At 54.3% G+C, this 14,523-nt stretch carries 12 protein-coding genes; 9 read left to right on the top strand and 3 right to left on the bottom strand.

Annotation, left to right across the window (positions count from 1 at the left end; all coding sequences use genetic code 11):
* Positions 1–519 precede the first annotated feature (519 nt).
* The 3 genes from glyQ (at position 520) to JUJ53_RS07080 (ending at position 4,389) form a co-directional block, all read left to right on the top strand.
* Positions 520–1,413, top strand: coding sequence for a glycine--tRNA ligase subunit alpha (glyQ, locus tag JUJ53_RS07090; RefSeq protein WP_204151295.1), 894 nt, complete (start codon positions 520–522; stop codon positions 1,411–1,413).
* Between the two features lie 131 nt (positions 1,414–1,544).
* On the top strand, positions 1,545–2,027 hold the full coding sequence (locus tag JUJ53_RS07085) for a DUF4079 domain-containing protein (RefSeq protein WP_204151294.1): 483 nt from the start codon (positions 1,545–1,547) through the stop codon (positions 2,025–2,027).
* A 106-nt stretch (positions 2,028–2,133) separates the two neighbouring features.
* Entirely contained in the window at positions 2,134–4,389 is a 2,256-nt protein-coding gene (locus JUJ53_RS07080) for a ComEC/Rec2 family competence protein (protein WP_204151293.1), read from the top strand.
* Positions 4,390–4,559: 170 nt separating this feature from the next.
* Here the strand turns inward: JUJ53_RS07080 and rpe are convergent, their stop codons facing one another.
* On the bottom strand, positions 4,560–5,267 hold the full coding sequence (rpe, locus tag JUJ53_RS07075; protein ID WP_204151292.1) for a ribulose-phosphate 3-epimerase: 708 nt from the start codon (positions 5,265–5,267) through the stop codon (positions 4,560–4,562).
* A 128-nt stretch (positions 5,268–5,395) separates the two neighbouring features.
* Between rpe and JUJ53_RS07070 the strand changes: the two genes are divergently transcribed.
* The 3 genes from JUJ53_RS07070 (at position 5,396) to JUJ53_RS07060 (ending at position 8,060) form a co-directional block, all read left to right on the top strand.
* Complete coding sequence (locus JUJ53_RS07070) at positions 5,396–7,009, top strand: S8 family serine peptidase (protein WP_204151291.1); 1,614 nt, start codon at positions 5,396–5,398, stop codon at positions 7,007–7,009.
* 200 nt (positions 7,010–7,209) lie between these two features.
* Positions 7,210–7,560 (top strand): hypothetical protein, encoded by a 351-nt coding sequence (locus JUJ53_RS07065; protein ID WP_204151290.1) that lies wholly within the window; start codon positions 7,210–7,212, stop codon positions 7,558–7,560.
* A gap of 107 nt (positions 7,561–7,667) precedes the next feature.
* Positions 7,668–8,060, top strand: a complete 393-nt coding sequence (locus JUJ53_RS07060; protein WP_204151289.1) for a hypothetical protein — start codon at positions 7,668–7,670, stop codon at positions 8,058–8,060.
* Positions 8,061–8,250: 190 nt separating this feature from the next.
* Here JUJ53_RS07060 and JUJ53_RS07055 read toward each other — a convergent pair whose 3' ends face one another.
* Positions 8,251–8,472 carry a DUF4327 family protein gene (locus JUJ53_RS07055; protein WP_204151288.1) on the bottom strand — a complete coding sequence of 74 codons (222 nt, stop codon included), beginning with the start codon at positions 8,470–8,472 and terminating at the stop codon, positions 8,251–8,253.
* Positions 8,473–8,951: 479 nt separating this feature from the next.
* Here JUJ53_RS07055 and JUJ53_RS07050 point away from each other — a divergent pair, with 479 nt between their 5' ends.
* Complete coding sequence (locus JUJ53_RS07050; protein WP_204151287.1) at positions 8,952–9,731, top strand: photosystem II S4 domain protein; 780 nt, start codon at positions 8,952–8,954, stop codon at positions 9,729–9,731.
* Positions 9,732–9,865: 134 nt separating this feature from the next.
* Here JUJ53_RS07050 and ndk read toward each other — a convergent pair whose 3' ends face one another.
* A complete protein-coding gene (ndk, locus tag JUJ53_RS07045) occupies positions 9,866–10,315 on the bottom strand; it encodes a nucleoside-diphosphate kinase (protein ID WP_204151286.1) in 450 nt (149 codons plus the stop codon).
* Between the two features lie 244 nt (positions 10,316–10,559).
* Between ndk and speA the strand changes: the two genes are divergently transcribed.
* On the top strand, positions 10,560–12,524 hold the full coding sequence (speA, locus tag JUJ53_RS07040; protein ID WP_204151285.1) for a biosynthetic arginine decarboxylase: 1,965 nt from the start codon (positions 10,560–10,562) through the stop codon (positions 12,522–12,524).
* Positions 12,525–12,569: 45 nt separating this feature from the next.
* Positions 12,570–14,507, top strand: a complete 1,938-nt coding sequence (locus JUJ53_RS07035) for an ABC transporter substrate-binding protein (protein ID WP_239124848.1) — start codon at positions 12,570–12,572, stop codon at positions 14,505–14,507.
* Positions 14,508–14,523 lie beyond the last annotated feature (16 nt).

Here is a 14,523-nt window from a genome sequence, read left to right as displayed (position 1 = left end):
CTGGCTTTCAAACTATTTCGTTTTATCGGTTCGGTCTCCCTCAGTCCGGGCGGCTTTCGTTGCCCTTCCCTCAGGCGCTTAACCAATATATCCAACCCAGCCGGGTCTGTCAACTCCCCTGCCTTTATTTAGACAGATCACCCAAAAGCCTTGCCCAAAAAACGTTTCAGGCTCTAGAGGCAAGGTTTTCATGGAAAAACATGCCATTTTTCTTGGAAAAAAGCTGCGATCGCTTCCCGGTTTTCCCTCCTACACAACCTCTGAAAGCCTTGTAGATTAAGCCATTTCGCTCTTCTAGCCCTCATCAAAACAATCTCAAATCTTTTTTTCAACGCTTTGCCCCTATTCCCTCAATACGTTCAATCAATACGTTCAATACAAGAGCGCCTGCCTGCTAATGGGCTCCCCTATGTCCTGATATGGGGTTAAGACCAGGGATTTTGGCATCTAGGGATTGGGATGGCCTAGAGAGTAGGGGAGAATGGGGCGTGGTAGATCAGAGATTGAGGATAGAGGCTCGTGAACTTTCAGACAGTTATTGCAACGCTGAATCAATTTTGGGGCGATCGCGGCTGTTTAATCGTGCAGCCCTACGATACAGAAAAGGGCGCGGGCACCAAGAGTCCCCATACATTTCTAAGAGCCATTGGCCCGGAACCTTGGGCCGTGGCCTATGTGGAGCCCTGCCGTCGTCCATCCGACGGCCGCTATGGCGAGAATCCTAATCGGGTTCAGCACTATTATCAGTACCAAGTGTTGATCAAGCCATCCCCAGACAATATTCAGGATGTGTATCTAGACTCGTTGAAGGCCCTGGGCATTAAACCGGAAGACCACGACATTCGCTTTGTGGAAGACAACTGGGAAGATGCGGCCGTGGGTGCGTGGGGCGTTGGCTGGGAAGTATGGCTGGATGGCATGGAAGTCACCCAGTTCACCTATTTTCAGCAGTGCGGGGGACTTGACTGCCGGCCGGTGTCCATTGAAATCACCTACGGGCTGGAGCGGCTGACCATGTACTTACAAAACGTGGATGCCATCTTCAACATCCAGTGGAATGACCAAGTCACCTACGGCGATGTGTTTTTGCAATCAGAAATAGAAAGCTCTACCTATAACTTTGAGGCATCGGATCCCAAGACCCTGTTTACCCTGTTTGGCATTTACGAACAGGAAGCAGAACGGCTGATGGAGCAGGGCCTGGTGTTGCCAGCCTACGACCAAGTTTTGAAATGCTCCCACACCTTCAACTTACTGGATGCCCGAGGGGTGATTTCCGTCACCGAGCGCACCCGCTACATTGCCCGCGTGCGCACCTTGGCTAGGAAGGTGGCCCATCTCTATCTAAAGCAACGAGAGGCGATGGGATTTCCGTTGCTAGCCGAGACAGCTCAGCCAGCGATCGCCCCCTAACACACCTCTACGCCAGGGGCGATCGCCCTTCTATCGACAAGCTAGCCATGATTTAGCCCCCCATCAGTGGAGATCGGTAGAATAATCGGTAACGAACCGTTAAGACTGCCGAATCCAACGAGGAACACACGATGTCAGAGAGTTTGAGTCAACTACTAGAGCCGATCGCGGCTTGGTTTCGCAGCTTGGGTACCCCAGAGCCGATTGTGCATTGGGGACACCCTTTGATGATGGGCATTGTGGTGATTGCCATGGGTAGCGCTGTGGGTCTCTCCGGCTGGCGAGGGCGATCGCTGGAGGATGGGGAAGAAAAAGTCAAAAGCTTAGATGGCCATGCCAAAGTTGCCCCCTTGATGACGCTGTTTATCATCCTGGGCTACACCGGCGGCATCTTATCCCTCGTGATGCAGCAGCAGCCGATTCTCGAAAGCCCTCACTTTTGGACAGGATCCGTGGTGATTTTGCTCTTGGTGACCAATGGTGCGATCGCTGCCACGGGCTTTGGGAAGAATAAACCTGGGCTGCGATCGGCCCATGCCTATTTAGGCAGTGCTGCACTCTGTCTCATGGTTCTGCACGCCGCGCTGGGGCTCAAGCTAGGGCTATCCATCTAGACAAGATCTAGAGCTAGACGAGGTTTCCTCTCGCTTCCCTAGTCAAGACCACCCGTTGCGCGCAGACCTGTTGGACAGCAGCGACGGGTGCATTGATTAGGGAACTATGCGAAACAGTGTTGTCTTATGTCTGGCCTATTTGGTCGGACTGCTTTTGAGTGGGATAGCTGGATCATGGCTGGGGGTGCCCAGGGGGGCGATCGCCATTCTCGTCCTGAGTTTGGCCGCGGTGGCGCTCTTACCCCGCTGGTGGCGAACGGGCCCCCGTGTACAAGTCTGGGCCTGTGCAGGACTCATTGCCCTGCTGGGGTTTGGGTATTTTTATTGGCGGATACCGACGCCACAAACCGCCGATATTAGCCATTGGGTGACTGCCGACCATCCTCAACAGGCCGTGCAGGTCTGGGGAAGAATTGCCGATGAACCCCGCATGACCCGCAGCCAGTCCGTACGCTTTTGGCTACAGGTGCTAGAAGCCCAGCGCAACGATCAACCCTCCCTGGAGCAAACGGGCAAACTCTATGTCACCGTGCCACTCCTACAGGGCACAGGATTAACCCTGGGGCAAGAGGTGGCGATCGCAGGCAATCTATACCAACCCCAACCAGCTCAGATCCAGGGCGGCTTTGACTTCCAGGCCTACCTAGCCCGCCAAGGCAGCTTTGCTGGACTTCGGGGGAGCACTGTGGAGGTCTTACCCCAGCGCCACTACCCCATTTCCGCCCTCCAGTTTGGGTTTACCTATGGTCAACAAACCCTGCAGACCGTTCGGCAGCGGATGATTCGTGCCCAGGTCGAACGCCTAGGACGGGGCGGTCTGTTGGTGAGCAGCATGGTATTGGGACGACGGGCGGTGGACTTGCCCTACGATCTCTATGAGCAGTTTGCTCAGGCCGGCATGGCACACACCTTAGCAGCCTCTGGGTTTCATGTTTCCCTCCTGTTGGGCCTGGTGTTGACCTTAAGCCAAGGCTTTGCGCCCCGGCGACAATTGGCGATCGCTGCCACCATTCTCACCCTTTACGTGGGGTTAACCGGCTTCCATGCCTCGGTTTTACGCGCTAGTTTCATGGGTCTAGCGGCGCTATTGGGGATGGTGCATCAACGGCAGGTTAATTCTCTGCGATCGATCTTGACCGCCGCCACCCTGCTGCTGCTGATCAACCCCATGTGGATCTGGGATCTCGGTTTTCAGCTCAGCTTTTTGGCCACCCTGGGCCTGGTAGTGACCGTGAAACCCATGACCAAACGGCTGGACTGGTTGCCTCCGAATCCTGCCAATGCGATCGCCATCCCCATTTCTGCCCTGATCTGGACGATCCCGGTGCAGCTTTATAGCTTCGGCGTCATGCCACTGTACAGCATTGCAGCCAATATCCTGTTGACGCCTTTGGTGTGGGCAGCCAGCCTGGGCGGCATGATCACCGGAGCGATCGCCCTGGTCAGCCCTGCGGTAGGAGGCTATATCGTTGGGCTGCTGTCTTGGCCCGTTGAAGCTTTGATCCATAGCGTGGCGGCCTTCAACCGCCTGCCTGGACACAACTATGCCATCGGTCAGGTCAGCGTGTGGCAAGTGGTGGGCATCTACAGCCTGTTTATCTTGGTATGGGCGATCGCGCCTTGGCGAAAATCCTGGTGGATAGCTGGTCTAGTGGCGATCGCCCTGGTGATTGCTCCCGCCACCTATGCCCGAACTACCCAATTTCAGATCACCCTGCTCCCTAGCCGCGAGCCCGTGGTGGTATGGCAGTATCGCGGACAGACCGGCTTAATCAACAGCGGCAGCGACTCCGATGTGCAATACAGCCTGCTGCCCTTTCTGCGACAACAGGGCGTCAATCATCTCGACTGGGCGATCGCCCTTCAACCGCCCTCACCGCAATCCGGGTGGTACCGGCTCCTGCAAGCCATGCCGGTTCGATCCTTCAGCCAAGCCACGGATGCAGACTTACCCTCCTTAATCACCCCGCTGCTCAGCCAGCAGCAGATCACCGCTCAGACCCTATCTAGCATTGCTCAATTGGGCGTCGCCGATCTCCATATCCAAGCCAACGGAGCGATCGCCACCCTCACGCTAGAAGGGCATACCTGGCTGCTGCTAAACGCCTCAGATGATCCCCAACTCTCAGCCGTCTCACTGCCCAGCCAAGTTGAGGTGCTGGCGTGGAGCGGTAGCCTATCTAGCCCAGAGTTGCTAGAGCAGATTCAACCGCAGCTTGCGATCGCTCCCGGCAACGCCCTAGAGCCTCCGGTGGCAGATTGGTTTGAGCAAGGCGATCGCTCCTATGTTCTCAGCGGACGAGATGGGGCCATTCAGTGGACACCAACGGGGCTGCAAGCCGGGCGATCGCCCCAAGAGTAAGGATCCTAGACATAGCGGTGTCTATAAGGTGTAGCAAGCTAGGTATGACAAACGGGCGATCGCTTCTAAGCGATCGCCCGTTGTTGTGTCATGTATTCAACTCAATCTATGACCTATGAACTGGTTGAGAGGTAACCCCCTCACCACAGCACCACAGAGCCATCTAGCGTTTAGACCTTAGCCAATTCTGGCTCAGAGCGCTTGCTGTTGCGAATCCCTTCAATGGCTTCGGCATAGCTAGGAGCCTTGAACACAGCAGAACCCGCTACCACAGCATTGGCACCAGCTTCCAGCACCTGCCAGGTATTGTTAGCCTTCAAGCCACCATCTACTTCGATCCAAGGATCGAGACCGCGCTCGTTGCACATTTGACGCAACTGACGGATTTTCGGCAACACACCAGGAATAAAGCTTTGTCCACCAAACCCAGGGTTCACGCTCATGATCAGCACCAAATCGCAGAGTTCTAGCACATAATCAATCAGCTCTAGCGGCGTACCAGGATTCAGAACCACCCCAGCTTGCTTGCCTAGTTCCTTGATTTGCCCCAGGGTACGGTGCAGGTGAGGAGAAGCGTTGTGTTCAGCATGGACGGAGATGATGTCTGCTCCAGCTTTGGCAAAATCTGCCACATACTTCTCAGGTTCAACGATCATCAAATGGACATCGAGCGGCTTTTGGGTCACCGGGCGAATCGCTTCTACAATCAGGGGACCAATGGTGATGTTGGGCACAAACCGACCGTCCATCACATCCACATGGATCCAATCGGCTCCAGCTTGATCAACCGCCTGAATTTCTTCGCCAAGGCGGCTAAAATCTGCTGATAGGATGGATGGGGCAATTACAGTTTGCTTAGCGGTTTGGGCGTGGCTCATAGGTCTCTCCTGCTTTCCGGTGTCTTGACCTTAGTGTAGCAAAGTGAGTCCCACGCCTTGAATAGGATTGATCCCCGAACCCTATCGTTCCCATGAGAATTCAGCAATTTGGCGGAGTATGACAGTCCATGGCTCAAGCACACATCGCGCGGCGAACCCTCTGGTTTATCGGCGGCCTCGCTACATCCTTAATCGGTATTCCAGCGTTAGCCTTAATCACCTCCGTGGGAGAAGACGGCATTGATGCCCGGCGCTTGCATGATGATCCCTACAATATTACCGGCGCAAAAATTAGTATTGGGCAAGTCGAAATTGGTCGTCCTCCCATGTTTGGCCTGGACAAAACAGCTCCCGAAAATTTTGCCGTGCGGCTGAGTCAGGTCTTTTTTCAAGACGAGCCCGCCAGTGCCAACGACTATGTGGACGGCCACGCCTCCAACGTTGCCAGCGTCATGATTAGCACCGATAAGTCGCTGACAGGGGTGGCTCCAGGAGCCCGGCTCTATTCTGCTGCCGCTGGCTTTATGCCGGGGAATGGTCAACCGCTGGAATGCCTTGCCTCTCAAACTGTAGCGCTGCAAAATGGCGATGATGTCCGAGCCATCAACTTTAGCTTTGGTGAGTCCCTGCTGCGCGATCCGCGTCCTGATGCGCGGCTTGATGGTAATGCGTTACTCACGCAATGTATTGACTGGTCTGCCAATATCCATAATGTGCTGTACGTGATTGCTGGCAACCAAGGACGGGGTGGGATTCCCATTCCCACGGATAATTTCAACGGCATGAATGTCTCCAATTCTCGGCAGATTGATGGGGAATTTATCAAAGTCGATGTCTCCAACCTAGGCAGTGAACCAGAGGTGGTGATTGGACGACTGCCCGAGCTGGAAAGCAATGTGGGCGCCCGCCGCTCGATTACGCTGGTGGCACCGGGCACCGGCATTGAAATGTTTAACCCTGATGGCACTACAACTCGCAGTACCGGCACCAGCTTTGCCGCACCCCACGTGACCGCCGCCGTGGCGCTGATTCAAGAATTTGGCGATCGCCAACTGCGGAACGAATCCCCCAACTGGAGCCTAGACTCCCGTCAGTCAGAAGTTAGCAAGGTGATTTTACTCAACTCTGCCGACAAGATTGAAGATGAGGGCGATGGACTCAATCTAGGAATGCGACGCACCATTATTGACCAGCGTAACCGCAACTGGCTAGAGTCCGATGCCTACACCAACCCAGCCATTCCCCTTGATGCGGAACTGGGAACAGGACACCTGAATGCATTTCGGGCCTATCAACAATTTAGCGGCGGACAATGGAAAGCATCCGATCCCATTGCGGCGATCGGGTGGGATTATGATCAGGTGGGGTTGACGAACGATGCGCCAGCGTATCGAGATTACGTCTTCAATACGCCCCTAGCGGCCAATAGCTATCTATCGGTGACCCTTGCTTGGAATCGCCAGGTAACCCTCAGCGATCGCAATGGCAACGAGCTTTTTGACGTAGACGAAACGTTTATCGACGGGGGACTCAATAACCTGGATTTGTACTTGATGCCTGCTGATGCAACGGATACAAGCGATCGCATTTGGTCATCCGTGAGCGCTGTAGACAGCACCGAGCATATTTTCTATCAGATTCCAGCCACGGGGCGCTATAAACTTCGCGTTGTCTACCGCAATCAAGCCAACGAGCCGATCCAATCCTATGCCCTAGCTTGGTGGGGTGTCCCCTCTCGTTAGGTCAAGGATCAAGCTGACTTGCTCTGCTCCAAGTCCCTGACATCCAGCAGAGGCACCAACGGCATGGCGCAAGTCTTCAGGGCATTGGCACCACCTCAACACGGATCCATCCAGCAACTATCTATCCGATATCTATTCCGATCTCTATAACGATAGGGTCACCTATCACCATTGTTCTTTATTCCAAGACTGATCTTGCCATGGCATCTATTCCCCTTCGGCTTAACCTGGGTGACGGCTCCGTAGCCTTTAGTTTTTCCCCAGAAGCAGCCCGCGACCTGCACAAGGCCCTCAATGATCTGATTAACCAACTGAAAGCGATCGCCCTAGAAGGCAGTAAACCAGGGAACAAGCCTAAGCCACAGAAACCGATTGAGTATCAGCATACCGGCGACGTCTTTTTAGAAATCTTCTGCAACCCCAATATTTGGCCCAGCCCCTTTGCAGCCAAAGTCCTGATCACCATTCGGGATGAGCGCATCCGCCTCAGCACCGAAGCAGAACTAACGCGCATTCTAGACGATCTCAATCAATATTTAGAGCAAGTCTAGCCAGCGATCGCCGCTAGAATGCACGTAGATGGCTTCACCGGGCCACCGTAGCCTGCCCGTTGAACGTTAAACCATCCCATCGTTCCCAATCACTCTCAACCATTCTTATGAACTTAGACACCGCGTCCCAGACTATTCAACAAGGATTTCGCGTCACCCTTGGCGCAACGGCTGCCCTTGTAGAAGCTCTACAGCATCCCCAGCAGTACGGTGAAACCTTCTCTAGGATTCAGCGGGGCGATCTGAATCAGCTCACCGAAGAATGGGCTGTTAAAGGCGAGCAAACGGAACAAGAAGCCCGGCGCTTCGTGGAAACGGTGATGAACCCTTCCTCTGGCAGCTCCTATGGATCATCGGCCCCAGGCTCGACGGGCGATCGCGCCAACGAGCCCACCATTCCCCTAGATATTCAGACTGACCTTGTAGACCTCACCCAAGAGATCATCCAGATTCGTCAAGAGCTGGAGCAACCCGACGGCGATCGCCCCGCCAATACCTAAGTACGCGAGTCATGACACCATCTGCTCAGGGGCTGTGCATCCTAACTTAACCCCTGAGAGGACAAAGGCGATCGGGTGACAGTGCCCGATCGCCCTAGGTGCCATGAATGCAAGCAAGCCTGAAAACCTGATAGGTGGCTGAGGTATGGGTTGGTTGTACTAGCTGTACGGGTTGTACGGGCGGGGAATTTTAATCGTTATCCCACTCTTCGCGACCCAGCAAGTCGCCAATGCGATCGCGCAGCAAAAACCCACTGCGCTCTAGTTCGTCTTCAATCCACGCCCACTCCCGAGCTGGAATATAGCGACAGAGCACGTAAATGGGCTGTTGGCGGCTGATGACACCGGTATAGACTAATTGGCGAGCTTCGTCTTGAACAAAGTCTAGGGAATAGGCAATGGCTTGAATCATGATTCACCCTCTGCTGTTGTAAATAGCGGTAACTAGGAGGCCAACAAGGATAAAAGCTCACCGTGAATCCTAGTTATTAATCGTTGAAAGATTAAGTTTGTAGTCAGGGATACTGAACTTTTTTTATTCTTACGTTGGATTCCTCTTGATTATATTAAGAAACATGATAAAAGTCAGCAAACTCTAACCTGTCGTCCCAGGATGGTGTATAGATCGGGGCGATCGCTCAAACTCCTTTTAGAATAAGCATTTCAGCCAATAGGTGCTTGCAATTGCGATCGCCATAAGCTATGGAAAGCGCTGAATCCGTCTCCTCATCGCTCCATATAGCGTGTACAAATCTTAGATTTCCTTAAGATGCTGGGCTGGATCGCGAATCCCCTCACGATGATTCGCCATTGGCTACAATGAATCACGACAATTAGTCCCGAAAGCGCCCAGGGTTGAAGTGTGCCGGGCCGTAGCCATAGGTTGAGTGCATGTTGCCAAAAGATGAATTGCTTGCCCGCGTTGAGAATCGCGACAGTGCTGCCCGCATTATTGACCAAGCGGAGCAGGCCCTGCGGACGTGGGAGGTTGTGATGACCGATTTTCTGTCGCCGCCGGAATGGCTGGAGGTGCAGACCATGTTTCGGCCGCTCACCGAAGTGCAGGTGGTTGCTTGGGGTGGCTATCCTCAGGCAGAGCGCTGTCGAGCCGCGATCGCTCGTTCAGATCTGCCTTTAGACCAAGATCAGGTTGCCCTGGCCGCCCTCGATATTGCCGGCAATTTTTTGTTCGATGCTGCTAGCCACCGCGACTTTTTGGGTGCCCTTCTTGGTACGGGCATTGTGCGCGGCAAGGTGGGCGATATTGTGGTGCTGGGCGAACGGGGAGCCCAAGCGATCGTCGCGCCAGATTTGGTTGAATTTTTGGAACTGAGCCTCACCCAGGTGCGATCGGTGCCGGTGAAAACGCGGCGGATTGAGCTGAGCGACCTGAAGGTGCGGGAGCCTCGGAAAAAGGAAATGACCACCGTTGAAGCTTCCATGCGCTTGGATGCGATCGCCTCTGCGGGCTTCGGCATGTCTCGCAGCAAGATGGTGGATCTGATTAGCGCGGGAGATGTGCGGGTCAATTGGCGAGACGTGACCCAGTCTAGCTATCAAATCAAATCTGGAGACTTGGTCGCTATTCGTGGCAAGGGACGGCTAGAGATTGGCGAGGTGGCGGTGACCAAAAAGGAACGGTATCGCATTCAGCTTACCCGCTTGGTCTAAGTAGTGGTCTTCGTCGGAGAACCGATGGACATCTATGCAGATGGAAACCAACTATCTTGATGAAACGTGACAGGGCGGGCAATGCCCACCCTACTAGAGCTCATTCAGGTTTGACAGCCGCTAGGAGCGTTGGTTTATTCGTAAATCCAAGGCTTGATCGTGGGTTCCCAATTGGCTAGCTCGCCATCTTTAAACCACAGAGCAATTTCGGTCTGAGCCGTCTCGATCGCATCCGATCCGTGGATGATGTTCCGTCCAATGCTGACCCCAAAGTCACCGCGAATGGTGCCAGGTTCGGCCGTGAGCGGATTGGTTGCGCCAATGAGCTTACGGGCAGAGGCGACTACACCGTCTCCTTCCCACACCATGGCGACCACGGGAGCCGAGGTGATGAACTCGACCAAACCAGGAAAGAAGGGACGTTCCCGGTGTACACCGTAGTGCTCTTCAGCTAGCTCACGGGTCACCATCATAAATTTCATGCCCACCAAGGTGAACCCCTTGGTTTCAAAGCGGCTCACGATTTCACCAATTAGCCCACGCTGCACGCCATCTGGCTTAATTGCAATAAAGGTGCGTTCCACGATGTCAAACTCCTAACGATACGTCTTTACAATTGATTGCCGCGTAGTCTTCTATGCCAATGCTTGCAACACGAGTGCAAGACCTTTTCTATGCTCAGCAAAAGCATACCCTTTGTAAAGTAGTTGGCTGGAAAGTCTGAAAAAACTCAGGGTCAAGCCGGGCGATCGCCCCCGGATTCTCAAAACAACACGATAGGATAGACAGGACAACTCGTTGAAGAAAGATTGCGAGGTCAGGTTCAGTATGGTCACTCCGTCTACCGAATCGCCCAAGATTCTAGATCCTAATGCCGATTCTCATCCCACGCCGCCGGGAACGACCCGCTGGACCATTGAAGATAGCGAAGAACTGTATCGCATCCGAGGCTGGGGGGAACCCTATTTTTCCATCAACGCTGCTGGTCATGTCACCGTCTCTCCCAAGGGCGATCGCGGCGGATCGTTAGATCTCTACGAACTGGTAACCGCCCTCAAGCAACGGAATCTCTCCTTGCCGATTTTGATCCGGTTTTCCGACATTCTGGAAGACCGGATTGAACGGCTGAGTGCCTGCTTTAGTAAAGCGATCGCCCGCTATAAGTACAACGGCGTCTACCAAGGCGTCTTCCCGGTCAAATGCAACCAGCAGCGCCATTTGATTGAAGACTTGGTGCGCTTTGGCAAACCCCACCAGTTTGGGCTAGAGGCGGGCTCTAAGCCGGAGCTGTTGATTGCGCTGGCCACTCTAGATAACGACGGCTCGTTGCTGATTTGCAACGGCTATAAAGATCGAGACTATGTAGAAACGGCGATGCTGGCGCGGCGCTTGGGTAAAACGCCCTTGATTGTACTGGAGCAGGCCGATGAGGTGGAGTTGGTGATTGCCGCCAGTCGGCAGTTGGGCATTGAACCGCTGCTGGGCGTGCGGGCCAAGCTGAGCACCAAGGGTGAAGGTCGCTGGGGCATTTCGGCCGGCGATCGCGCCAAGTTTGGGCTCACCATTCCCGAAATTCTCCACACCGTCAACCGCCTCAAAGCAGAGGGCATGCTCCACTGTCTACAGCTTTTGCACTACCACATTGGCTCTCAGATTTCCTCCATCGCGGTGATCAAGGAAGCCATTCGGGAAGCCAGCCAAATTTATGTGGAATTGGCCAAGCTGGGAGCAGACATGAAGTATCTCGACGTTGGCGGTGGTTTGGGCGTGGATTACGACGGCTCTAAAACCAACTTCTACGCCTCCAAAAACTACAACATGCAGAACTATGCCAATGATGTAGTCGCTGAGGTCAAAGAAGCCTGCCAAGAACGACAGGTGGCCATGCCCACGCTGATTAGTGAAAGCGGCAGAGCGATCGCCTCCCATCAATCCGTCCTGGTCTTTGACGTCTTGGGCAGCAGTGATGCCGCCACCGCCCTCCCCGCTGCCGCCACCGCCGATGAACATCTGATTATCCGCAACCTTTACGAAACCTATCAGTCCATCCGTCCTGAGAACTATCAGGAGATGTACCACGATGCCACCCAGTTTAAAGACGAAGCCATCAGCCTGTTTACCTTTGGCTACCTAAGCTTGAGCGATCGCGCCCGCGCCGAGCAACTCTACTGGAGCTGCTGCAAGAAGATCCTAGTCATTGTCCGCCAGCAAGACTACGTGCCCGATGACCTAGAGGCGCTGGAACAGATCATGGCTTCGATCTACTACATCAACCTATCGGTGTTCCAGTCGGCTCCCGATAGCTGGGCGATCGATCAACTGTTTCCCATCATGCCCATCCATCGCCTGGATGAAGAACCTACCCAGCGGGGCACCCTCGCCGACCTCACCTGCGATAGTGATGGCAAAATTGACCATTTTATCGACCTACGAGATGTGAAGTCGGTGCTGGAACTGCATCCGCTGCAGGCTGGGGAACCTTACTTTCTGGGCATGTTCCTAGGCGGTGCCTACCAGGAAATTATGGGCAACCTGCACAACCTCTTTGGCGACACCAACGCCGTCCACATCCAGCTCACCCCCAAGGGGTACAGAATTGAGCATGTGGTGAAAGGCGATACGATGACCGAGGTGTTGGGCTATGTGCAATACGACGCAGAGGACTTAATCGAAAGTATTCGCCGACAAACCGAACAGTCCCTGAACGAAAACCGGATTAGCCTAGAAGAATCCCAGCTCTTGCTGCAACACTATGAGCGATCGCTGGGTCAGTATACCTACTTAGTGTCCTAGCACCTGTCCTAGACGCGCCCCCTCGCAGATTTTTGGGAACAACCTATGCCTGGCAGAGTAAAGCATCTTTGGGTTCAATGGTTTGGAATACAGCGGCTTGGAATGCAGCGCCTGATCCCACGTTTTGGTAAACCCGCCAACGTCCAGCCCCACCCGGAACAACCGTGGCGACGATGGAGTATGCAGCGGCTGGCCCGGGTGGCGATCGCCCTAGTATTAACCCTAGGAGCGATCGGCTTCAGCGGCTGTAGTCTAGACACGTTCAAGGTGGAGTCGGCCCAGGTGCCGCGCTTGATTATTGCCGCAGGCACCGATCCCAAAAGCTTTAACTATGCCCTCAACCAATCCTTCCCCAACGTGTTTTCGTTTATCTATGACGGATTGGTTGGGCAAAATCCCATTACCAGCGAGATCTATCCAGCCCTAGCCGAATCTTGGGACGTATCTGACGATAATTTGCAGATTACCTTTACCCTCAAAGACGATCTTCAGTGGTCAGACGGCGAACCGCTCACCGCTGAAGATGTGGTGTTTAGCTTCAATGAGGTGTATCTAAACCCTGAGATTCCCGTCCCCATCCGCGATGCCTTCCGCATTGGGCAAGCCGGAACTTTTCCCCAGGTGGAACAGGTGGGCGATCGCCAAATTCAGTTCACCATTACCGAACCCTTTGCCCCGTTCTTGGAGTATGTAGGCGGCACCCCTATCCTTCCAGCCCATGCCCTGAGCGCCGCCGTGGAAACCAAAGACGAAGACGGTCAACCGCTCTTCCTATCCACTTGGGGCACCGACACCGATCCTCGGCGCGTGATTGGCAATGGCCCCTACCGCATGGTTAGCTACTCCCCCAGTCAGCGCTTGGTCTTTGAGCGCAATCCCTACTACTGGCAAACCGACGACCAAGGGCAACCCCAGCCCTATATCGAGCAATTTATTTGGCAGATCGTGGAATCGCCAGACACGTCGCTGATCCAGTTTCGCTCCGGCGGCGTGGATATGCTCGACATCTCACCACAAACCTTCATGCTGCTGAAGCGGGAAGAAGAGCGGGGCAATTTCACCATCTATGAAGGCGGGCCCGACAGCAGCACCTTTTTCGTCTGCTTCAACCTCAACCAAGCTAGCCGCCAAGATGGTACACGAGTGGTTGATCCCATCAAAGCAGCCTGGTTTAACGACGTGCAATTTCGCCAAGCGATCGCCCATGGGATCAATCGCCCCAAAATGCTCAACAATGTTTTCCTCGGTCTAGGAGAAACCCTCAATTCACCGATCCCAGTCGCCAGCCCCTTTTATCTATCCCCTGAGGAAGGGCTGCCAGTTTACGACTACGATCCAGAGCGATCGCGGCAGCTCCTACAAGAAGCCGGCTTTACCTACAATGCTGAGGATCAACTCCTCGACGGCAGCGGCAACCGGGTACGCTTCCGCATGATTACCAACACCGGTGGACGCATCGCCACGGTGATCGGGCCCCAGATTGGTGAAGACTTAGCAGCCATCGGCATTCAGGTAGACTTTCAGGCCTTGGAATTCAATACCATGCTGGAACGCCTGCGCAACACCCTCGACTGGGATTCCTACATTGGCGGCATCACGGGCGCACTGGAACCCCACGGCGCTTCCACCATTTGGTCGCTCGACGGCAGCCTGCACACCTTCAACCGCCAGCCCCAGCCCGGTCAGGAGCCCTTGGTGGATCAGACCTTTTCCGATTGGGAACGGGCGATCGCCGATCTGTTTGTCCAGGGAGGGCGAGAACTGGATCTAGAGCGCCGCAAAGAGATCTACGGTCAAGCTCAGGTGATCATTCAAGAAAACCTGCCCTTTATCTATCTGATCAATCCCTACGGACTAGGAGCCGTGCGCAATACCATCGAGGGCGTTGACTATTCTGCCATCCCCAACTGGCGATCGCTTTGGAATATTAACGAACTACGACTCCTCGACACGAGCGAAATCGTAGCCCAAGAGCGTTCCTAACTGATGGGCAGTCACC

It is taken from the genome of Leptolyngbya sp. CCY15150 (assembly GCF_016888135.1).
GTDB lineage: Bacteria > Cyanobacteriota > Cyanobacteriia > RECH01 > RECH01 > RECH01.
The sequence above is the reverse complement of the archived record's forward strand: the minus strand, read 5'-3'. Positions and strand labels throughout refer to the sequence as shown.

Excerpts from the sequence above, each read along its gene's own strand:
- JUJ53_RS07035 (WP_239124848.1), top strand. The coding sequence starts at position 12,570 with ATGCCTGGCAGAGTAAAGCATCTTTGGGTTCAATGGTTTGGAATACAG.
- JUJ53_RS07050 (WP_204151287.1), top strand. The coding sequence starts at position 8,952 with ATGTTGCCAAAAGATGAATTGCTTGCCCGCGTTGAGAATCGCGACAGT.
- speA (WP_204151285.1), top strand. The coding sequence starts at position 10,560 with ATGGTCACTCCGTCTACCGAATCGCCCAAGATTCTAGATCCTAATGCC.
- JUJ53_RS07060 (WP_204151289.1), top strand. The coding sequence starts at position 7,668 with ATGAACTTAGACACCGCGTCCCAGACTATTCAACAAGGATTTCGCGTC.
- JUJ53_RS07085 (WP_204151294.1), top strand. The coding sequence starts at position 1,545 with ATGTCAGAGAGTTTGAGTCAACTACTAGAGCCGATCGCGGCTTGGTTT.
- JUJ53_RS07070 (WP_204151291.1), top strand. The coding sequence starts at position 5,396 with ATGGCTCAAGCACACATCGCGCGGCGAACCCTCTGGTTTATCGGCGGC.
- JUJ53_RS07080 (WP_204151293.1), top strand. The coding sequence starts at position 2,134 with ATGCGAAACAGTGTTGTCTTATGTCTGGCCTATTTGGTCGGACTGCTT.
- JUJ53_RS07065 (WP_204151290.1), top strand. The coding sequence starts at position 7,210 with ATGGCATCTATTCCCCTTCGGCTTAACCTGGGTGACGGCTCCGTAGCC.
- rpe (WP_204151292.1), bottom strand. The coding sequence starts at position 5,267 with ATGAGCCACGCCCAAACCGCTAAGCAAACTGTAATTGCCCCATCCATC.
- JUJ53_RS07055 (WP_204151288.1), bottom strand. The coding sequence starts at position 8,472 with ATGATTCAAGCCATTGCCTATTCCCTAGACTTTGTTCAAGACGAAGCT.